This window comes from Saccharothrix tamanrassetensis, assembly GCF_014203665.1.
Lineage (GTDB): Bacteria > Actinomycetota > Actinomycetes > Mycobacteriales > Pseudonocardiaceae > Actinosynnema > Actinosynnema tamanrassetense.
Genome location: NZ_JACHJN010000004.1, coordinates 456,882 through 476,104 on the forward strand (window position 1 = coordinate 456,882; position 19,223 = coordinate 476,104).

At 71.3% G+C, this 19,223-nt stretch carries 20 protein-coding genes; 10 read left to right on the forward strand and 10 right to left on the reverse strand.

Annotated elements, in window-relative coordinates; translation table 11 throughout:
• Positions 1-140: 140 nt before the first annotated feature.
• The 5 genes from FHS29_RS15220 (at position 141) to FHS29_RS15240 (ending at position 4,665) form a co-directional block, all read left to right on the forward strand.
• Positions 141-1,256, forward strand: a complete 1,116-nt coding sequence (locus FHS29_RS15220; RefSeq protein ID WP_184691286.1) for a citrate synthase 2 — start codon at positions 141-143, stop codon at positions 1,254-1,256.
• 191 nt (positions 1,257-1,447) lie between these two features.
• Entirely contained in the window at positions 1,448-2,581 is a 1,134-nt protein-coding gene (serC, locus tag FHS29_RS15225; protein WP_184691530.1) for a phosphoserine transaminase, read from the forward strand.
• 275 nt (positions 2,582-2,856) lie between these two features.
• The gene (sepH, locus tag FHS29_RS15230; RefSeq protein WP_184691287.1) at positions 2,857-3,768 is read left to right on the forward strand and encodes a septation protein SepH; all 912 of its coding nucleotides are present in this window, start codon (positions 2,857-2,859) and stop codon (positions 3,766-3,768) included.
• A gap of 101 nt (positions 3,769-3,869) precedes the next feature.
• Entirely contained in the window at positions 3,870-4,244 is a 375-nt protein-coding gene (locus FHS29_RS15235) for a hypothetical protein (protein ID WP_184691288.1), read from the forward strand.
• Entirely contained in the window at positions 4,237-4,665 is a 429-nt protein-coding gene (locus FHS29_RS15240) for a hypothetical protein (protein WP_184691289.1), read from the forward strand. Before FHS29_RS15235 ends, FHS29_RS15240 begins: the two co-directional genes overlap by 8 nt.
• Positions 4,666-4,728: 63 nt before the next feature.
• Here FHS29_RS15240 and FHS29_RS15245 read toward each other — a convergent pair whose 3' ends face one another.
• Positions 4,729-4,962, reverse strand: a complete 234-nt coding sequence (locus FHS29_RS15245; RefSeq protein WP_184691290.1) for a hypothetical protein — start codon at positions 4,960-4,962, stop codon at positions 4,729-4,731.
• Between the two features lie 106 nt (positions 4,963-5,068).
• Here FHS29_RS15245 and FHS29_RS15250 point away from each other — a divergent pair, with 106 nt between their 5' ends.
• Both FHS29_RS15250 and FHS29_RS15255 read left to right on the forward strand, forming a co-directional pair.
• Entirely contained in the window at positions 5,069-6,862 is a 1,794-nt protein-coding gene (locus FHS29_RS15250; RefSeq protein ID WP_312864918.1) for an ABC transporter ATP-binding protein, read from the forward strand.
• Entirely contained in the window at positions 6,859-8,712 is a 1,854-nt protein-coding gene (locus FHS29_RS15255) for an ABC transporter ATP-binding protein (RefSeq protein WP_184691291.1), read from the forward strand. Before FHS29_RS15250 ends, FHS29_RS15255 begins: the two co-directional genes overlap by 4 nt.
• Positions 8,713-8,799: 87 nt before the next feature.
• Here the strand turns inward: FHS29_RS15255 and FHS29_RS15260 are convergent, their stop codons facing one another.
• Positions 8,800-9,000 carry a DUF397 domain-containing protein gene (locus FHS29_RS15260; RefSeq protein ID WP_184691292.1) on the reverse strand — a complete coding sequence of 67 codons (201 nt, stop codon included), beginning with the start codon at positions 8,998-9,000 and terminating at the stop codon, positions 8,800-8,802.
• Positions 9,001-9,012: 12 nt separating this feature from the next.
• A complete protein-coding gene (locus tag FHS29_RS15265) occupies positions 9,013-9,882 on the reverse strand; it encodes a helix-turn-helix domain-containing protein (protein ID WP_184691293.1) in 870 nt (289 codons plus the stop codon).
• 204 nt (positions 9,883-10,086) lie between these two features.
• Here FHS29_RS15265 and FHS29_RS15270 point away from each other — a divergent pair, with 204 nt between their 5' ends.
• Positions 10,087-10,323 (forward strand): hypothetical protein, encoded by a 237-nt coding sequence (locus tag FHS29_RS15270; RefSeq protein WP_184691294.1) that lies wholly within the window; start codon positions 10,087-10,089, stop codon positions 10,321-10,323.
• Here the strand turns inward: FHS29_RS15270 and FHS29_RS15275 are convergent, their stop codons facing one another.
• Together FHS29_RS15275 and FHS29_RS15280 are read right to left on the reverse strand one after the other, a co-directional pair.
• Positions 10,324-10,968 carry a DUF2537 domain-containing protein gene (locus FHS29_RS15275; RefSeq protein WP_184691295.1) on the reverse strand — a complete coding sequence of 215 codons (645 nt, stop codon included), beginning with the start codon at positions 10,966-10,968 and terminating at the stop codon, positions 10,324-10,326.
• 39 nt (positions 10,969-11,007) lie between these two features.
• Positions 11,008-11,784 carry a TrmH family RNA methyltransferase gene (locus FHS29_RS15280; protein WP_246440304.1) on the reverse strand — a complete coding sequence of 259 codons (777 nt, stop codon included), beginning with the start codon at positions 11,782-11,784 and terminating at the stop codon, positions 11,008-11,010.
• A gap of 205 nt (positions 11,785-11,989) precedes the next feature.
• Between FHS29_RS15280 and FHS29_RS15285 the strand changes: the two genes are divergently transcribed.
• Positions 11,990-13,489, forward strand: coding sequence for a glutamate-cysteine ligase family protein (locus tag FHS29_RS15285; protein ID WP_184691296.1), 1,500 nt, complete (start codon positions 11,990-11,992; stop codon positions 13,487-13,489).
• Positions 13,490-13,549: 60 nt separating this feature from the next.
• Here FHS29_RS15285 and FHS29_RS15290 read toward each other — a convergent pair whose 3' ends face one another.
• Complete coding sequence (locus FHS29_RS15290) at positions 13,550-13,960, reverse strand: hypothetical protein (RefSeq protein WP_184691297.1); 411 nt, start codon at positions 13,958-13,960, stop codon at positions 13,550-13,552.
• A gap of 4 nt (positions 13,961-13,964) precedes the next feature.
• The gene (locus tag FHS29_RS15295) at positions 13,965-15,575 is read right to left on the reverse strand and encodes an ABC-F family ATP-binding cassette domain-containing protein (RefSeq protein ID WP_184691298.1); all 1,611 of its coding nucleotides are present in this window, start codon (positions 15,573-15,575) and stop codon (positions 13,965-13,967) included.
• A gap of 104 nt (positions 15,576-15,679) precedes the next feature.
• On the opposite strand from FHS29_RS15295, the gene FHS29_RS15300 reads away from it, so the two are divergent.
• Entirely contained in the window at positions 15,680-16,309 is a 630-nt protein-coding gene (locus FHS29_RS15300) for a superoxide dismutase (RefSeq protein WP_184691299.1), read from the forward strand.
• Positions 16,310-16,460: 151 nt separating this feature from the next.
• Here the strand turns inward: FHS29_RS15300 and FHS29_RS15305 are convergent, their stop codons facing one another.
• Genes FHS29_RS15305 through FHS29_RS15315 form a run of 3 tightly spaced genes read right to left on the reverse strand, consistent with a single transcriptional unit; the run spans position 16,461 to position 19,145 of the window.
• The gene (locus tag FHS29_RS15305; RefSeq protein WP_312864919.1) at positions 16,461-17,225 is read right to left on the reverse strand and encodes an ABC transporter permease; all 765 of its coding nucleotides are present in this window, start codon (positions 17,223-17,225) and stop codon (positions 16,461-16,463) included.
• Positions 17,226-17,255: 30 nt separating this feature from the next.
• Complete coding sequence (locus FHS29_RS15310) at positions 17,256-18,677, reverse strand: MFS transporter (protein ID WP_376774433.1); 1,422 nt, start codon at positions 18,675-18,677, stop codon at positions 17,256-17,258.
• A gap of 3 nt (positions 18,678-18,680) precedes the next feature.
• Entirely contained in the window at positions 18,681-19,145 is a 465-nt protein-coding gene (locus tag FHS29_RS15315; RefSeq protein WP_184691301.1) for a MarR family winged helix-turn-helix transcriptional regulator, read from the reverse strand.
• Positions 19,146-19,223 lie beyond the last annotated feature (78 nt).

Genomic DNA, 19,223 nt, shown 5'->3' on the forward strand with positions numbered 1-19,223 from the left:
GGATCAGGCCCGTCGCGGAACGGACTCTGAATCGGTTCCTGAATCGTGACCGACGCCACGGGCGGGCGTCGTTGCCGGCGGGTCGGGAGGGGAGCAAGGTTTTCCCAACTCTCCAGCCTCGTGGACAAGGAGCGCACAGCGTGGTGCAGCAGACCGAGCAGGACGGGTTCCGACCGGGTTTGGAGGGCGTGGTCGCCTTCCGCACGGAGATCGCCGAGCCCGATCGCGACGGTGGCGCGCTGCGCTACCGCGGGGTGGACATCGAGGACCTGGCCGGCAAGGTCACCTTCGGCAACGTGTGGGCGCTGCTGGTGGACGGCCGGTTCGGGCCGGGCCTGCCGCCCGCCGAGCCGTTCCCGATCCCGGTGCACACCGGCGACGTGCGGGTCGACGTGCAGGCGGCGCTGGCCATGGTCGCGCCGATCTGGGGCTGCCAGCCGCTGCTGGACATCACCGACGAGGAAGCCCGGTCGCAGCTCGCGCGGGCCTCGGTGATGGCGCTGTCGTACGCGGCGCAGTCCGCGCGCGGCATCGGGCGGCCGGCCGTGCCGCAGAAGCGGATCGACGAGTGCCGCACCATCACCGAGCGCTTCCTCACCCGCTGGCGCGGCGAGCCCGACCCGGCGCACGTGAAGGCGCTCGACGCGTACTGGGTCTCGGCCGCCGAACACGGCCTGAACGCGTCGACGTTCACCGCGCGCGTGATCGCGTCTACCGGCGCGGACGTGGCGGCGGCGATGTCCGGTGCCATCGGGGCCATGTCCGGCCCGCTGCACGGCGGCGCGCCGGCCCGGGTGCTGCCGATGATCGAAGAGGTCGAGCGGACCGGCGACGCGCGGGCCGTGGTCTCCGGGATCCTGGACCGGGGCGAGCGCCTGATGGGCTTCGGCCACCGGGTCTACCGGGCGGAGGACCCGCGCGCCAGGGTGCTCCGGCGCACCTGCCGCGAGCTGGGTGCGGAGCGCTACGAAGTCGCCTCCGCGCTGGAGCAGGCCGCGCTCACCGAACTCCGGGAACGCCGGCCGGACCGCGCGATCGAGACCAACGTCGAGTTCTGGGCCGCGGTGATCCTGGACTTCGCCCAGGTGCCGCCGCACATGATGCCCGCGATGTTCACCTGCGCCCGGACCGCCGGCTGGTCGGCGCACATCCTGGAGCAGAAGCGCACCGGCCGGCTGGTGCGGCCGTCCGCGTCCTACGTGGGCCCGGCCCCGCGCGTGCCGTCCGAGGTGGAGGGCTGGGGCGAGATCGCCTGACCGCCGGCGGTGGCGGGCCGGGTGGCCGGCACCCGGCCCGGACGACCTGGTCAGGACCGTGCCCGCGGGTGGCCGAAGGTGACCGGCGACACCCGGCCGTCACCGCTGGGCCACCTGGCTGCAACACTGGTGGTCCCCGGCAACGGCGCCGGTCAGGCTGTCCCCCTCCCCCGGTGACCGGAGGCTTCGCGATGACCCAGACCGCCGACCCGACCACTCTGGTCCTGCCCTCCGAACTGCTGCCGTCCGACGGCCGGTTCGGGTGCGGACCGTCCAAGGTGCGCCCGGAGGCCTTGCAGGCCCTGGCGACCGAGGGCGCCGCGCTGATGGGCACCTCACACCGGCAGAAGCCGGTGAAGTCCCTGGTCGGCTCGGTGCGCTCGGGCCTGCGCGAGCTGTTCTCGCTGCCCGACGGCTACCAGGTCGTGCTGGGCAACGGCGGCACCACGGCGTTCTGGGACGCGGCCGCGTTCGGCCTGGTCCGCGAGCGCGCGCAGCACTTCACCTACGGCGAGTTCTCCTCGAAGTTCGCCAAGGTCACCTCGGACGCCCCGTTCCTGGGTGACTCGATCGTGGTGAAGGCCGACCCCGGCACCGCGCCGGAGATCGCCTACGCCGAGGGCGCCGACCTGGTGGGCTGGGCGCACAACGAGACGTCGACCGGTGTCGCGGTGCCGGTGTCGCGTCCCGCGGGCTCGGACGGCGCGCTGGTCGCGATCGACGCCACCTCGGGCGCGGGCGGCCTGCCGGTGAAGGCCGAGGACTTCGACGTCTACTACTTCGCGCCGCAGAAGTGCTTCGCCTCCGACGGCGGCCTGTGGATCGCCCTGATGTCGCCGGCCGCGCTGGAGCGGGTGGCCGAGATCGGCGCGTCGGGCCGCTGGGTGCCGGAGTTCCTGTCGCTGACCACGGCGCTGGACAACTCCACCAAGGACCAGACCTACAACACGCCGTCGCTGGCGACGCTGTTCCTGCTCAACGACCAGATCGAGTGGCTGCTCGCCAACGGCGGCCTGACCTGGGCGGTCGACCGCACGGCGGACTCGTCGTCACGGCTGTACACGTGGGCCGAGGCCACCTCGTACACCACGCCGTACGTGGCCGACCCGACCTACCGCTCGCAGGTCGTCGGCACCGTCGACTTCGACGACTCGGTGGACGCGTCCGTGGTCGCCAAGGTGCTGCGCGCGAACGGCATCGTGGACGTCGAGCCGTACCGCAAGCTGGGCCGCAACCAGCTCCGGGTCGCCATGTTCCCGGCCGTCGAGCCGATCGACGTGAGCACCCTGACCAAGGCCGTCGACTGGGTGGTCTCGAAGCTCTGAACCGGTGCGCTTTCGCGGAACGGGGGCCTTCCCCACTCGGGTGGGAGGTCCCCGTTCCGCTTTTTTCGAACTGGTGTTCGATAGGGTGCGACATTCAGGGAATTGCGCGATCCCGATCCGTTGAGGTGAACCTTCCGGTAACAGACGTGCGCATCGCGCCGACATGCGGCAAGATCACATGAAGATATCGATGAACACGGCGAGTCTCCCCCGTCAAGGCGGCGCGCCGGATTAACGTCGGCACCTGGCGAGGTGAAGTCATACGGGAGGCCATGATGCGAGCGCTGCGAGTCATCGGGCTCGAAGACGACGGCAAGTCCGTCATCCTCGAGGACCCGGATCGCGGCGAGCGCTTCGTGCTCCCCGCCGACGAACGGCTGCGCGCGGCTGCGCGCGGCGACCTCACCCGACTCGGCCAGATCGAGATCGAGGTGGAGAGCCAGATGCGCCCACGCGAGATCCAGGCCCGCATCCGCGCCGGTGAGTCCGTCGGGCAGGTCGCCGCGGCGGCCGGCATCCCGACCCACCGGGTGGAGCGGTACGCGTACCCGGTGCTGCTGGAGCGGTCCCGCACCGCCGACCTGGCCCAGCGCGCCCACCCGGTGCGCGAGGACGGGCCGGACGTGCAGACCCTCGGCGAGGTCGTCGCGCACTCGTTCGGCCTGCGCGGTCAGGACTACGCGGACGTGAGCTGGGACTCCTGGCGCGGCGAGGACGGCCGCTGGGTCGTGCAGCTGCACTGGACGGCGGGCCGCTCGGACAACCGGGCGCACTGGGCGTTCCACCCCGGCGCGCAGGGCGGCACGGTGACCGCGCTGGACGACGGGGCCGTCGAGCTGATGGACCCGAACCCCAACCGCACGCTGCGCACCGTCCGCCCGGTCACCCAACTGGCCAGGCAGGCGCTCGCGCTGGAGAAGCTGGAGGAGCCGGAGATCCTGGCCCGCGAGGAGCCGGCCCCGCCGCCGCCCCCTCCGGTCGTCCAGGAACCGGAGCCCACCCCGGAACCGGAGCCCGTCCCCGTGCCCGCACCGGTCGCGGAGGAGCCCCCGGCACCCCCGGCCAAGCAACCGGCGCCCGCCCAGGCACCGGCCAAGAAGGAGCCGCCCAAGCGCGGCAAGAAGAACCACCCGATCGTGCCGTCGTGGGAGGACGTCCTGCTGGGCGTCCGCTCCAACCGCGGCTGACCGGCGTCCTACCGGAGGGGCCTCCGCCGAGCGGCGGGGGCCCTTTTCCGTCCGGTGTGCGCAACCGTTTGCCATCGCGCGGTCGCGGGTAGTTCCACTTCGTGCTGGGTCGAATCGTGGTGGGCGCGGCCGTCGGGGCCGGCCTGGGTGCGGCCTGGTGGGCTCTGCGGGAGTTCATCGCGGCCGGCGCGGTGTGCTCCAAGGAGGACTGGGACTGCCTGGCGGTGGGGTTGTTCGCCATTCCGGTCAGCCTGGTGGTCGGGGTGCTGCTCGCGTGGGCCGTGCTCGGCGCCGCCAGGGTCCAACGGCCGTTGGGGATGGCGGCGGTGGGGATGTTCTTCGCCGCCGTGCTGACGCTGACCACGGTCTGGATCTCGGTGCCGGCCGGTGGGGTGCTGGCGGGGGCGATCGGCTTCGCGCTGGCCGCACCGGTGACAGCGCGGCACTCCGTCAGTCAGACTGCCGGCCGTGACTGACATCCCGCGCCCCACGGCGGGCGGCCTCGCGTTCAAGCTGCTGTTGCGCGTCGTCGTGTCCGCCGCCGTCGGGGCGGTGCTGTTGATCGCGTGGATCTGGGCCTACCGGAGCGGCGTGCTCGACCGGGTGGTCGACGAGACGACGCTGGGCGGGTTCATCCTGCTCGTGGTGGTCGGGCTGCCGGTGGCGCTGGTGTTCAGCGCGTTGCTGGCGGGGCCGGTGCTGTGGGTGCTCAAGGTGCGGCCGGTCTGGCCCATCGTGCTGATCGGGCCGGTACTGCTGGGGCTCGCGCACTACTTCAAGCTGCCCGATCAGTTCTCCGGGCTGGGCGACAAGTGGACCGTGCTCACCCTGCTCGCCGGGGCCAGCTACGGGCTGGCGGGCCTGCTCACCGCACCGGCGATGTTCCGCAAGCGGTAGCCGGGCCGCCGTCGCGCCGCCCCGTGGCGTGGTCGAGCCGCGCGGGGGAGCCGGCAGGCCCGCTCAGACGTGGTCGTCGGGGACGGGGACGCTGTCCAGCAGGTGCAGGTCCCAGCCCTCCCGTTCGCACCAGTCCTCCGCCTCCTCGCGGGTCAGCGGGCGGGCGTGTTCCACCCGGACGCCCAGGACGTCCCACCCCTTGGGAGCCAGCAGGTGCAGTCGGCCACCCCGCACCGCCAGCAGCCTGCCGTGCGGGAACGCCATGGTCGGCTCGGTGCGCAGGTAGCGCACGTCCATCTTGACCTCCACCTAACTCGAACCTGCATGTTCGTCAGTGGGAAAACCGGATGCCCCGGGGAGGTGGGGTTCGTACGGTGGAAACGGACTTGAGGGGGCTACACACGTGACTGAGTTCGCGAAGTCACCATCCAACACCGGGGATCGGCGCATTTCCACGGCCGCCACCGTGCGCAGGCTGTGGCCGTACTTCCGGCCGGTGCGCGGGCAGATGGCGCTGAGCATGGCAGCGGCGCTGCTGGCGATGCTGTGCGGCCTGGGCATCCCGCTCATCACGCAGCGCATCGTGGACGGCCCGATCGCCGGGCGCGACCTGGGGGCGCTGCCGCCGATGATCGGCCTGGTGCTGGCGCTGGGCATCGCCGAGGCCGCGTTCTTCTGGCTGCGCCGGCGGTGCATCGCGCGGCCGGCGTCGGACGTCGAGGCGCGGATGCGCGCCGACATGTACCACCACCTCCAGCGGCTGCCGGTGTCGTTCCACGACCGGTGGCAGTCCGGGCAGCTGCTGTCCCGGGCCACCACGGACCTGAACACCGTGCGGCGGTTCGTGGCGTTCGTCATCACCTTCCTGGTGGTGAACACGCTGGTCGTGGTGATCGGGCTGGGGGTGCTGTTCTGGCTGTCGCCGGTGCTCGGGGCGATCGTGCTGGCCTGCGCCCTGCCGCTGCTGGTGCTGTCCTACCTGTTCGAGTCGAAGTTCAAGGTGGTCGCCCGCCGGGCGCAGGACCAGTCCGGTGACCTGACCACGGTGGTCGAGGAGTCGGTGCTGGGCATCCGGGTGCTCAAGGCGTTCGGGCGCGGGCCGCACCTGACCCAACGGTTCCTGCGGGAGGCCCGCGACCTGCGAACCACCGAACTCGCCAAGGTCCGCATCTTCGCGCTGCTGTGGGCGGTGCTGATCGTGCTGCCCGAATTGGCCATCGCCGGCCAGCTCGCGTACGGCGCGGTGGGGATCGCCGACGGCACCGTCACGGTGGGCACGCTGGTCGCGGCCGTCACGATCAGCGCCTACCTGCGGTGGCCGATCGACTCGATCGGGTGGCTGCTGGCGGAGACGAACCAGACCGCGTCGGCGTCCGAGCGGTACTTCGAGGTGATGGACGCGCCGGTGACCATCACCGCGCCGGTCGACGCCGAGCCGCTGCCCGCGCAGGTGCGGGGCCACGTGCGGTTCGAGGACGTGCACTTCGCGCACCCCGGCGGCGATCGGGAGGTGCTGCGGGGCGTGGACCTGGACATCCGGCCGGGCGAGACGATCGCCCTGGTCGGCGCGACCGGGTCCGGCAAGACGACGGTGACGGCGCTGGTGCCCAGGCTGGCGGACGTCACCGGGGGACGGGTCACCATCGACGGGGTGGACGTGCGGGACCTGGACCTGGCGGAGCTGCGCTCGGTGGTCGGCACGGCGTTCGAGGAGCCGATCCTGTTCTCCGCGAGCGTCACCGAGAACATCGCGCTGGGCAGCAGCGGGGTGGACGAGGCACGGGTGCGCGAGGCGTTGAAGATCGCCCGCGCCGAGGAGTTCGTGGACGCCCTACCGTGGGGCCTGGACACCCGGATCGGCGAGCAGGGCCTGTCGCTGTCCGGTGGTCAGCGGCAGCGGCTCGCACTGGCCCGCGCGGTCGTCGGGCACCCGGCGGTGCTGGTGCTGGACGACCCGCTGTCCGCGCTGGACGTGCACACGGAGGCCGAGGTGGAGGCTGCGCTGCACCGCGTGCTCAAGGGCGTGACGGCGCTGGTCGTCGCGCACCGGCCGAGCACCGTGCAGCTCGCCGACCGGGTGGCGATGCTGGTGGACGGGCGGATCGCGGCCGTGGGCGAGCACCGGGAACTGCTGGCGGACAACGAGGAGTACCGCAACCTGTTGTCCAGCATGGAGGACGAGGAGGTGGCGGCGTGAGCACGGAGACGACGAGCCGGACCGACGAGTCGGCGACCGAGGAGAAGTGGCGGGGCGTCGCCGCCGAGGACGTCGAGGAACTCGACCACGCGACCGGCCTGAAGCTCCAGGCCCGGTCGCGGCGGCTGCTCGGCTCGCTGGTGCGCCCGCACAGCCGGGCGGCGGTGCTCGCGCTGGTGATCGTGATCGCGGAGAACCTGGTCAACCTGGCCGGTCCGCTGCTGATCGCGGCCGCCATCGACCGGGGTGTGCCGGCCGCGCTGGACGGCAGGCCGACGGTGCTCGCGTGGTGCGTCGGCGGGTACGTGGGCACCGCGCTGTCGGCCACCCTGCTGCGCTGGTCGTTCGTCCGGCTGACCGGCCGGATCGGCCAGGACGTGCTGCTGGACCTGCGGGGGCGGATCTTCCGGCACGTCCAGCGGCTGTCCGTGGCGTTCCACGAGAAGTACACCTCCGGCAAGGTCATCTCGCGGCTGACCAGTGACGTCGACTCGTTGCAGGACCTGCTGGAGCAGGGCCTGGACGGGTTCTTCACGTCGCTGCTGTCGGTGGTCGGCATCTCCGTGGTGATGCTCACCCTGGACCCGCCGCTGGCGATGGCCGTGCTGTTCGGGTTCGTACCGCTGATGCTGCTCATCCGGTGGTTCCAGCGGCGGTCGGCGAAGGCCTACCGGGGCACCCGCGGTGCGATCGCGAAGATCATCGTGCAGTTCGTGGAGACCATGAACGGCATCCGCGCGGTGCAGGCGTTCCGCCGGGAGGGCCGCAACGAGAAGATCATGGCCGAGCTGAACGACCGGTTCCGCGACGCGAACACCGACGCGTTCAAGGTGATGGCGGCGTTCACCTCGCTGGTGCGGGTGATCGGCAACGTGTCGCTCGCGGTGATCCTCGCCTGGGGCGCGCTGCGGGTGGCGGACGGACAGCTGGCGCTGGGCGTGCTGGCCGCGTTCACGCTGTACGTGCGGCGGTTCTACGACCCGTTCGACGAGATCGCGATGTTCGCCAACTCGTACGCGTCGGCGACGGCGGCGCTGGAGAAGATCTCCGGCCTGCTGGAGGAGCGGCCGACCGTGCGGGAGCCGGACGACCCCGCGCCGCTGGGCGACGTGCGGGGGCAGGTGGCGTTCGACGGGGTGGAGTTCCGGTACTCGGCCACGACGCCCGTGGTGCTGCCGTCGTTCGACCTGCACGTGCCGGCCGGGCAGACGGTGGCGCTGGTGGGCACCACGGGCGCCGGCAAGTCGACGCTGGCGAAGCTGGTGGCGCGGTTCTACGACCCGTCGGACGGGGCCGTGCTGCTGGACGGCGTGGACCTGCGTTCGGTGGCCGACGTCGAGCTGCGGCGGGCCGTGGTGATGGTGACGCAGGAGAACTTCCTGTTCGACGGGTCGGTGGCGGACAACATCGCGCTCGGGCGTCCTTCGGCCGGTCGGGAAGAGGTGGAGGCCGCCGCACGGGCCGTCGGGGCGCACGAGTTCATCCGCGCGCTGCCCGAGGGGTACGACACCGACGTGCGCAAGCGCGGTGGGCGGCTGTCCGCCGGGCAGCGGCAGATGGTGGCGTTCGCGCGGGCGTTCCTGGCCGACCCGGCGGTGCTGGTGCTGGACGAGGCCACGTCGAGCCTGGACGTGCCGTCCGAGCGGCTCGTGCAGGGCGCGCTGGAGACCGTGCTGGCCGACCGCACGGCGTTCATCATCGCCCACCGGCTGTCCACGGTCCTCATCGCGGACCGCGTGCTGGTGATCGACGGCGGGCGGATCGTGGAGGACGGCACGCCGGAGGAGCTGATCGGCGACTCCGGCCGGTTCGCCGCCCTGCACACCGCCTGGCGGGACTCGCTGGCCTGACCTCCCGCCCTGACCGTCGAAGGCGGTCAGGGCGGCCCGGCGGGTCGCGGGACACAGCTCACCGCGACCCGCCCTCCGGGGTGTCGATCACCCGCCGAGCCGGTCCGCCTTGATGGCCGCGAGGAACGCTCCCGCCGATCGCCGCCCGATGGACAGCACACCGCCACCGGGGTTCTTGGAGTCCCGCAACGCGCAGAACCCCGGGGCGCGGGCCACCTCGACGCAGTTGCCGTTCTCACCGCTGGACCTGGCCGACTTGCGCCAGGCGAGATGGCGGAGGCCGTCCATGCCCGACCCCTTTCAGTTGCCGCTCCTGAGTGCGCCCAGGGTAGCCAGTCGGTCGCGGGTCGCCTGCGGAGACAAGGCGGCAGCGGCGATCTGCTCGAACAGATCGGCGTGCGCCCGCACTTCCCGACGTTTCTCGTAGTAGGTGGCCGACAGCCATCCCTCGGCGTAGGCGACGTCCATCCCCGGAGTGGGTTCGAACCTGAGAACGGAGAACGAGTAGCCCATACCGCGATACGGCCCGGCCTCCTTCGGCACCACCTGGATCGTGATGTTGTCCAGCTCCGACATCTCGATCAGATGGGCCGCCTGTTCGGCGACCACGTCGGCGCCACCGACCACACGGTCGAACAGCGACTCGTCCAGCAGCACCCGGAGCCGCAGCGGATCCGTTCCGGTGAGCCGTTCCTGGCGCTGCACGCGCAGGTCCACCGCGCTCTGCAACTCGGCCTCGGTCGCATCCGGCTTCGAGATGAGCCGCACCGCCCGGACGTACGAGGGGACCTGGAGCAGCCCTGCCACGAAGGCCGTCTCCAAGGTCCAGACCTCCGTGGCGTATGACTCCAACTCCATGTAGTCGCGGGCGAAGTTGGCCGCCACGTCCGCGTGGGCGACCAGGAGTCCTCGTTTGTTGCTCTCGCGCGCCATCCGCAGCAACATGTCGAGTTCCGGCGACTGCACGCCGTACGCGCTCGCCAGCAGGCGGACGTTCTTCTCCAGGATCGCCCGTTCCGCGTTCTCGATCTGCGAGATGGTCGACCGGGACAGACCGGTCTCCTTCACCGCGTCGTCCTGCGTCATCCCCGCCAGGTCACGCAGTTCTCCGAGGCGGTAGCCCAACTGGCGACGGCGGATCGGCGGAGCCGGCTTCGGCTCGTCGGTCATGGCGCTCCTCCCGGATCATGGCGGGCCTCAGTGTGCCGTCGCGCAACTCGCACGCACGAGCAGGTTCACCCGATCGACATGTCGCGTGGCGAACGTTCACGGCGCTACATTTTCGTCGTACATCACGCCGCTCCTCTTTGTCGGAGGCAACGCATGACAACCTCAGACCACGAAGATCCTGCGGACGACGCAGATCGCGCTCCCATGACAGCCATCGACGAGATGGTGGCCGCCACAGCACCTACGACGTTCGCCGTCGTGGACGACGACGCCGAGGCCCGCGAAGCCCCGATCGTCGCGTGGGTGGTCGCGTTCGAGGAACGCGCCCAAGCCCTCGCCCCGAACGGCGAATTGCTGCTGCACACCACCGACGAACACACCGCACTCGCGTTCTTCAACCGAGTGGACGCTATGGACGGACGGCTCGTCCGGGCGCGCTGACTACAGCAGGGTCAGGATGAGGGTGAACCACGCCAGCAGGACGCCGGCCACCACGCCGTAGGCCACCCAGCGCCAGACCAGGACCTTGCGGGCCAGCCAGACGGACGGGGCGATGCCGCCCACCACCAGGACGTTGGCCAGCAGCGCGAGCCACCAACTGGTCTCGCCGAGCCCCAGCGACAGCGTGACCACCATGAACGTCACCACGGCGGCGGTGAACACGCTGACCGTCAGACCGGTGCCCCAGGGGGTTTCCTCCCGGGGCACCTGTTCGGTGTCGTCGGCCGGGACCTCGGCCTCGGCCTCAGCGAGGGCTTCGGCATCGGCCGAATCGTCGGCCGCATCGTCGGCGGGCACCTCCACGACGACCTGCTCGCCGCTGACCGGATCGGTGTACGCGACCGGCGTGCGCATGTCGGCGGCCACTCGGCCGGCCAGTTGACGACCGCGCCTGGTCACCAGGGCGCCCGCGACACCGTCGGCGGGCGCGTCCGTGCGCAGCACCGCTTCGGCCACCTTCGCCCACTCGTGCAGCGCGTCGGCGAGGCCCGCACCGAGCGGCAGCGTGTGCGGGTCGACCTCCCGCTCCGCCCCGTCGTCGCGGCCCGCCAGCACGGCACGGCCGCCCTGGACCCGCAGTTCCACGAATTCCTCCTCAGGGATGGCTGTGTCGACCGTAGTGGGTCAGGCGATCGCGTAGAAGGCGATGGCCGCCGCGGTGGCGACGTTCAGCGAATCCACACCCGTGGTCATCGGGATGCGGACGGCCAGGTCGGCGGCCTCGATCGCCTCGTCGGTCAGGCCCGGCCCTTCCGAGCCGAGCATCACGGCGACCCGCCGGTGCCTCAGCCCGGCGTCGGCCAAGCCCACCGCGCTGTCCCGAGGGGTGAGAGCGGCAACGGTGAAACCGTTGTGGCGCAGCATGTCCAGACCCGCCTCCAGCTCCGGCAACGGGGCGAACGGAACCCTGAGCACATGGCCCATCGAGACGCGGACGCTGCGGCGGTACAACGGGTCGCTGCACCCCGGGCCGAGCAGGATGCCGTCGATGCCCAGCGCGGCGGCGTTGCGGAACAACGAACCCAGGTTCTCGTGGTCCCCCACGCCTTCCAGCACGGCGAGCCGGGTCGACCGGCGGGCCAGTTGCTCCGCCGTCGGCTGGGGTGCGCGGTCGGCGGCGGCGAGCACGCCCCGGTTCAGGTGGAAGCCGACGACCTCGGCCATGACCTCGGCGGACGTCACGTAGGCGGGCGCGTCGAGCGGCCCCAGGGCTTCCACCCGACGCCGCACGCCGAGCAGCGCGCGCACCGGGTACGGCGAGGCGAGCAGGCGTTCGACGACGACCACGCCCTCGGCGATCACCAGCCCCCGGCCGCCGGGGCGGTCGGGCCTGCGGTCGGCCGTCGACAGGTCCCGGAAGTCGTCCAGTCGCGGGTCCGCCGGGTCGTCGATCTCGATCATCCGGGCAGTGTCCCACTTCCCGTCAGGTGAACATCCCTCGTAGTCCAGAGGGCCGAACCACAAGGCCTCCACCTGCATCTTCTTGCTCATTGTTACCGCTATGTGACAGAGAGCACCGATTTGGGCGCTGGCGGTCAAGTGCTTGCTGTGTCACGGTTGGCCTCCGCTGAGCCCGCCGGAACAGCCCGACCGATTGGGAGGCGGCATGGGTGACGATGTGTCCAGTCGGCCGTTCACCAGGGAGGACCGCCAGCGCTACCGCGAGCGGGTGCAGCGGTGCCTGGACGCACTGGGGACCATGTTGGCCGAGGACAGCTTTTCCTTTCCCCGCCAGCAGATGGGCCTGGAGATCGAGCTGAACCTGGTCGACGGCGACTGCCGGCCCGCGATGGCCAACGCCGAGGTGCTGGAGAAGATCGACGACCCGTCCTTCACGCTGGAGCTGGGCCAGCACAACCTGGAGGTCAACGTCCCGCCCCGGGAGCTGGCCGGGGACGAGACCCTCGACCTGGAGCGGGAACTGCGCGAGACGCTGTCGTCGGCGGACGACAAGGCGCACGACGCGGGCACGTCGATCGTGATGATCGGGGTGCTGCCCACGTTGCGGCAGGAGCACTTCGACCGGCGCTGGCTGTCGAACAGCCCCCGCTACGCGGTGCTCAACGACCAGATCCTCGCCGCGCGCGGCGAGGAGACGGTGCTGTCCATGGAAGGTTCGCCCATGCCGGGCGGCACCGCTCCGGAGAGGCTGTCGAGCTTCGCGGAGTCCATCCTGCCCGAAGCCGCCTGCACGTCGGTCCAACTGCACCTCCAGGTGGCGCCGGACGACTTCGCGGCGCACTGGAACGCGGCGCAGGCGTTGGCCGGGGTGCAGGTCGCCATCGCGGCCAACTCCCCGTTCCTGCTCGGGCGGGCGCTGTGGCACGAGACGCGGATCCCGTTGTTCCTGCAGGCCACCGACACCCGGACGGTGGAGCTGAAGAACCAGGGCGTGCGGCCGAGGGTGTGGTTCGGGGAACGCTGGATCACGTCGATCTTCGACCTGTTCGAGGAGAACGTCCGGTACTTCCCGGCGTTGCTGCCGGAGACCGGCGACGAGGACCCGCTCGACGTGCTGGGCGCGGGCGGAACGCCGTCGCTGACGGAACTGCGGCTGCACAACGGCACCGTGTGGCGGTGGAACCGGCCGGTGTACGACGTGGTCGACGGGGTGCCGCACCTGCGGGTGGAGAACCGGGTGCTGCCGGCCGGCCCCACGGTGCTGGACACGATGGCCAACGCGGCGTTCTTCTACGGCGCGCAACGGGCGCTGACCGAACTGGACCGTCCTTTGTGGACGCAGATGTCGTTCCACGCGGCGGAGGAGAACCTGTACGCGGGTTCGCGGCACGGGATGGGGGCTCAGCTGTACTGGCCCGGGATCGGCTGGGTGCCGCCGGACGAGTTGGTGCTGCGCCGGTTGCTGCCGTTGGCGCACGAGGGGTTGCGGGCGTGCGGGGTCTCCGATTCGGCGCGCGAGCGGTACCTCGGCGTGATCGAGGCGCGCTGCCTGTCCCGCCGCACGGGGTCGCAGTGGCAGCGGGAGACGGTGGCGTCGCTGGAGGAGCGCGGCGCCGACCGGGAGGCCGCGCTGGGCGCCATGCTGGGCCGGTACGTGGAACTCATGCACAGCGAGGAGCCCGTGCACACCTGGCCGGTCGACTGACCGGCGCCGGCGTGTCGTCCCCGGGCGGCTCGTGCCACCCGGGGACGACACGCGGTCCGTTCAGCGGCGTCGGCCCGCCTTCAGGGGAGCCACGTCGGCTCCGTCGTGGGAGCTGCGGCACTCGTCCGGCGTCACGGCCTCCACCGCGAGGGTGAGCATTCCCTTGACGCCGGTGTAGATCGACTCGCCCGCCGAGGCCAGGGACGCGTGCACGCGGTTGGAGTCGGAGAAGTCGCGCTCGTCCTTGGTGCGCTTCTTGCCCGCCTCCTCCGGCTTGGTCGCGCTGCGCAGGTTGACCTCCAGCCACGCCGCCACCTCGGCCGGCGTGGTCAGGACCTCTTCCGGGGTGCGTTCCAGGCGTTCCTGGCGCGGGGAGGCGTGGTCGAGGGACGTGTGTTCGACGTAGGCGTGCCAGTGCGTGTTGCGCAGTGACCACGTCTGCTCGATCGGCCATTCCTCCTCGGTGCCCATGGCGTCATCTTGCCAGGGTCCGCACGTCCAGCGTGTGGTCAACCCCCACTGCGTCGGCGAGCCTGCGGTCGTGGGTCACCAGCAGCAGGGTTCCCTCGTAGGTCTCCAGTGCCCGTTCGAGCTGTTCGATGGCGGCCACGTCCAGGTGGTTGGTGGGTTCGTCCAGCACCAGGCAGGTGGTCCCCCGTGCCTGGAGGACGGCCAGCCCCGCCCTGGTGCGCTCGCCCGGCGAGAGGGAGGCGGCCGGTCGCAGCACGGCGTCCGCCCCCACCCGGAACTTCGCGAGCAGGGTCCGCACCTCCACGTCGGACAGCCCGGTGGCCTCGGCGACCACGGTCAGGGCCGGCGTGTCGGTGGCGAACGACGCCCGCACCTGGTCGACCTCGCCCACCACCACCGACGCCCCCTGGCTGCGGTCGCCCTCCCGCAGCGGCAGGCGACCGAGCAGCGCGGCCAGCAGGGTCGACTTGCCGGCACCGTTGGGGCCGGTGATGCGCCAGCGCTCGCCCGCGCCGATGGTCAGGTCGATCGGGCCGAGCGTGACGTCTCCTCGGCTCACCACCGCGTCGCGCAACGTGAAGGCGACCTGGCTGCCCCGGCCGGCGGTGGGCAGGGTGAGGCGGAGTTCCCACGGTTCGCGGGGCTCCTCGACCTCGTCCAGCCGGTCCAGGGCACGGTCCACTGTGGACGCTTTGGCGGCGGTGTTCTCCGCGCCCTGCTTGCGGGCGAACTTGATGTTCTTGTCGCTCTCGTCGGACTTCGCGTTGCGCCGCACGCCCGCCTTGGACCACTCGCGGGTCTGCTGCGCGCGCTGGGCGAGGCTGTCCCGCTTGGCGGCGTACGCCTCGTACTCCTCGCGCGCCCGGCTCCTCGCGCGGGCCTGCTCCGCGACGTAGGCGTCCCAGCCGCCGCCGAACAGCGTGAGGCGGTGGGTGAACTCGTCCAGTTCGGCGACCGCCGTGGTGGTCCTCGCCAGGAACTCCCGGTCGTGGCTGACCAGGACCACCGCCGCCCTGCTCGCCGGCACGTGGGACTCCAGCAGGTCCAGGCCGGCCGCGTCCAGGTCGTTGGTCGGCTCGTCGAGCAGCAGCACGTCGGCGCGCACCAGCAGCACCGACGCCAGCCTCAGCCGGGCCGACTGGCCGCCGGACAGCGGGCGCCGCCGGTCCAGCAGGTTCGCGGGCAGGCCGAGCCGTTCGCAGACCTCGTCGGCCCGTTCGTCGAAGTCGGCCGCGCCGACGGCGGTCCAGTGGTCGAAGGCCCGCACGTAGGCGTCGTCGGCACCCGGTCGGCCGGTCGCGAGGGCTTCGGCGGCCTCTTCGAACCGCCGCACGGCCCGCGCCACGCCGGTGCGTCCCGCCAGGTGGGCGCGCAGCGACTCGCCCGGCTCGATCGTCGTCTCCTGGGTGAGGTGGGCGACGGTGCCGGAGGCGGTGACGGTGCCCTCGTCGGGCTCGATCTCGCCCGCGAGCACGCGCAGCAGGCTGGACTTGCCGACCCCGTTCGGCGCGCTCAGCCCTATGCGCTGACCAGCGTGGACATCGAGGTCTACCTCCTGGAGAACGGTCCTGGGACCGAACGACAGCGACACGTTCCGGGCTGTCAGTGCGGGCACATTCCCGATCCTCGCAAGAACTCCTGTGATCAGCACCCCAGTTTCCGACCGGGCTAGTTGCAAGTAGATTGCAAGTACTAAAGAGTTGCAACGAGGGGATGGTCATGGCCCAGTACGTGCTGCCGGATCTCGACTACGACTACGGCGCCCTCGAACCGGCGATCATCGGCGAGATCAACGAGCTGCACCACAGCAAGCACCACGCCGCCTACGTCAAGGGCGCGAACGACACGATCGAGCAGATCGCCGAGGCGCGGGACAAGAACTCCTTCGGCTCGATCGTCGGCCTGGAGACCACGCTGGCCTTCCACCTGGCCGGTCACGCGCTGCACCAGGTGTGGTGGAAGAACCTGTCGCCCAACGGCGGCGACAAGCCGGTCGGCGAGCTGGCCGCCGCCGTGGACGAGCATTTCGGCTCGTTCGACAAGCTGCGCGCGCAGCTCACCGCCGCCGCGTCCACCATCCAGGGTTCCGGCTGGGGCATCCTCGCGTGGGAGCCGGTCGGGCAGCGGCTGATCACCCAGCAGCTCAAGGACCACCACTCGAACCTGTCGATCGCGACCACGCCGCTGCTGGTGTTCGACATCTGGGAGCACGCGTACTACCTGCAGTACCGCAACCTGAAGGCGGACTACATCTCCGCGCTGTGGAACGTCGTGAACTGGGACGACGTGAACGCCCGCTTCGAGGCGGCGCGCGCCGGGCAGAACGGTCTCCAGCTGCCCGCTCGGTGATGCCCCGCTGACCCCCGGACTCGGTGGTGGATGCTCCGACAAAGCCCTCACCGCCGACACGACGAGGCCCCGCCACCCGGTGGTACGACCGGGTGGCGGGGCCTCGTCTGTTCCCGAACTGACTGCCGCTCCCACCACGAAGCGACGACGGTTAGGCTAGCCTAACTTCTGTTGCTTGGGAAGTCCTACGTACCAGCCCTCGTGCCACGAGTTCCACCACCGTGGCGATGGCGGCCGTCTCCACGGCGAGGAGTCCCAACAGGACGACCAGTTGGAGCGCGCCGGCCTGCCAGACCGGTGCGCCGCCGAGGAGCATCCCCACGAACGCGCCGGGCAGCGTCACCAGGCCGACGGTCCGGGTCTGGTCCAGCGCCGGGAGGAGGGCTTCGGCCGCGGGTCGCCTGATCAGCTCGCGCACGGCCACCGGTTCGGTGAAGCCGAGCGCCAGCGCGGCCTCGTACTCGCCGTGGCGGTCGTGGAGGGTGTCCAGGGCTCGGCGGACGGACAGCGTGGTCGCGGTCATCGCGCCGCCGATCAGGATGCCGCCCACCGGGACCAGGGCGATGCCGTTCAGCGGCACCAGGCCGGTGAGGACCAGGGCGGCGATCGCGGGGACCGTGCCGACCAGGATCGCCAGGCCCACCCAGACGCCCTTGCGCCCGGTCTTCGTGCGGGCGGCGGACGTGCCGGTGGCCACGCCCGCCATGAGGAGCAGGAACCCCGTGGTGAGCGGCAGGGACGCCAGGACGGCCGTGATGACGGCCGAGACGGCGGCCAGTTGGGCGGTTGCCCGCAGGGCTGCTTTGACCACCGGTCCGGGTGACGCGAGGCCACCCCACCGGAGGACCGCGCCCGCGGCGGCGGTGAAGAGCACGCAGACGACGAGCAGCCGAACCCAGTCCGTTGCGATGACCACACGGGAATCTGATCAGACGCGGGGATCCGGTCAGACGCGGGCGCGCTTGCGCAGACCCAGGCGGTGGGTGGGCAGTCTCAGGCCGCCGCGCCTGGCCAGCACGATCCCGCCGACCAGGGCCGCGATGATGGAGACCACCCCGCCGACCACGAGCGGCGCGCGGGCGGTGAAGTGCTCGGCGAGCCAGCCCATCACCGGGCCGCCCACCGGGTTGCCGCCCAGGAAGACCAGCATGTACAGGCCCATCACCCGGCCGCGCATGTCCGGCGAGACGGCCAGCTGCACGGTGGCGTTCGCGGTGGTCGTGAAGGTCATCATCGCGATGCCCACCGGGATCAGCGTCGCGCCGACCAGCCAGATCGACGGCATCAGCCCGGCGGCGATCTCCAGCACGCCGAACGCGAGGGCGCCGAGGATCAGCAGGCGCAGCCGCGGCTTGCCCTTGGCGCTGCGCTTCGCCGCGAGGGTCGCGCCGGCCAGGGTGCCGACGGCCAGCAGGGTCGACAGCAGGCCGTACGCGTCGGCGTCACCGCCGAAGGTGTTGCGGGCGAGGACCGCGAGGGTCACGTAGAAGTTCAGGCCGAACGTGCTGATGAAGAACACCAGGACGAGCAGGATCACCAGGTCGGGGCGGTGCCGGACGTAGCGCAGGCCCTCCCGGAGCTGGCCCTTCTCGCGGGGCACCGGCTCGCCCCGGTGCAGCTGCTTGGCGTTCATCAGGAACAGGCCGGTGATGACGCCGACGAAGCTGAGCGCGTTGATCAGGAACACCCAGCCGGTGCCGACCACGATGATCATGCCGCCGGCCACCGCCGGGCCGACCATGCGGGCCAGGTTGAACGTCATGGAGTTCAGCGCGACGGCGTTGGTGAGCTGGTCGCGGCCGACCATCTCGACCACGAACGACTGCCGCACCGGCGTTTCCACCGCGGAGACCGCGCCGAGCAGCAGGCACAGCAGGTAGACGTGCCACAGCTGGGCCACGCCCGTGACGTCGAGCAGGCCGAGGGTCAGCGCGCAGAGGCCGAGGCCGGTCTCCAGGAAGAGCAGCAGCTTGCGCTTGTCCATGCGGTCGGCGAGGACGCCGGCCCAGAGGGAGAGGAAGAGGGTGGGTGCGAACTGCAGGGCCGCGGCGATGCCGAGGGCCACCGGGGAGCCGTCGGACAGTTCCAGGACGAGCCAGTCCTGGGCGACCCGCTGCATCCAGAGGCCGACCAGGGAGACGACCTGACCGGAGGCGTAGAGGCGGTAGTTGCGGACGCGGAGGGAACCGAACATGCGGTTCTTGGACGGCTTACCGGGCGGCTGCTCGGGTGACTTACCGGGCGGCTGCTCGGCCGGCTTCCCGGGTAGCTGCTCGGGTGGCTGCTCGGGTGGCGTTTCCGGCGATGCGGGTAGGGGCTTGCCACGATCGAGCTGATCGGACTCCGCACCACCCGCGTACGCCGGCACCCGTTACTGCCCCGCCATCCTGTCGATTATCTCGGCGGCGCGCGACAGCACGCCCCGTTCCTCCGGTGTCAGCTCGGCCAGCCGCTTGTCCAGCCACGCCTCGCGGGCCGACACCTCTTCGTTTATGTAGCCGATGCCCGCTTCGCTCAGCTCCACGATGGCCTGGCGGCCGTCCGTGGGGTGGGGGCGGCGGGTCGCGAAGCCGTACTCCTCCAGCGCCGCGATCACCCTGGTCATGGACGGGGGCTGGACGCCTTCCTTGGCGGCCAGCTCGCCCGGCGTCAGCGGTCCGCACTTGTGCAGCGTGGACAGCGCGGAGACCTGGGTGAGCGAGAGCGCGGAGTTGATCCGCTGCGCGCGGAGCCTTCGGGTCAGCCGGACCACGGCCAGCCTCAGCCGGCTGGCCAGTCCCCGTTCCGCGTCGGTCTCCGCCACGTAGTTAGCATACCTCACGATCTCTGCACCCATCGTGTGAACTTGCCCATGCGGTTGTCCGACCAGGGGTCCGGCCGGGTGTCGGGGTACCCGTCGAGCTGCGCTGGTACC

Excerpts from the sequence above, each read along its gene's own strand:
- FHS29_RS15285 (WP_184691296.1), top strand. The coding sequence starts at position 11,990 with ATGGGTGACGATGTGTCCAGTCGGCCGTTCACCAGGGAGGACCGCCAG.
- FHS29_RS15245 (WP_184691290.1), bottom strand. The coding sequence starts at position 4,962 with ATGGACGTGCGCTACCTGCGCACCGAGCCGACCATGGCGTTCCCGCAC.
- FHS29_RS15315 (WP_184691301.1), bottom strand. The coding sequence starts at position 19,145 with ATGGGTGCAGAGATCGTGAGGTATGCTAACTACGTGGCGGAGACCGAC.
- serC (WP_184691530.1), top strand. The coding sequence starts at position 1,448 with ATGACCCAGACCGCCGACCCGACCACTCTGGTCCTGCCCTCCGAACTG.
- FHS29_RS15260 (WP_184691292.1), bottom strand. The coding sequence starts at position 9,000 with ATGGACGGCCTCCGCCATCTCGCCTGGCGCAAGTCGGCCAGGTCCAGC.
- sepH (WP_184691287.1), top strand. The coding sequence starts at position 2,857 with ATGCGAGCGCTGCGAGTCATCGGGCTCGAAGACGACGGCAAGTCCGTC.
- FHS29_RS15290 (WP_184691297.1), bottom strand. The coding sequence starts at position 13,960 with ATGGGCACCGAGGAGGAATGGCCGATCGAGCAGACGTGGTCACTGCGC.
- FHS29_RS15300 (WP_184691299.1), top strand. The coding sequence starts at position 15,680 with ATGGCCCAGTACGTGCTGCCGGATCTCGACTACGACTACGGCGCCCTC.
- FHS29_RS15265 (WP_184691293.1), bottom strand. The coding sequence starts at position 9,882 with ATGACCGACGAGCCGAAGCCGGCTCCGCCGATCCGCCGTCGCCAGTTG.
- FHS29_RS15270 (WP_184691294.1), top strand. The coding sequence starts at position 10,087 with ATGACAGCCATCGACGAGATGGTGGCCGCCACAGCACCTACGACGTTC.
- FHS29_RS15280 (WP_246440304.1), bottom strand. The coding sequence starts at position 11,784 with ATGATCGAGATCGACGACCCGGCGGACCCGCGACTGGACGACTTCCGG.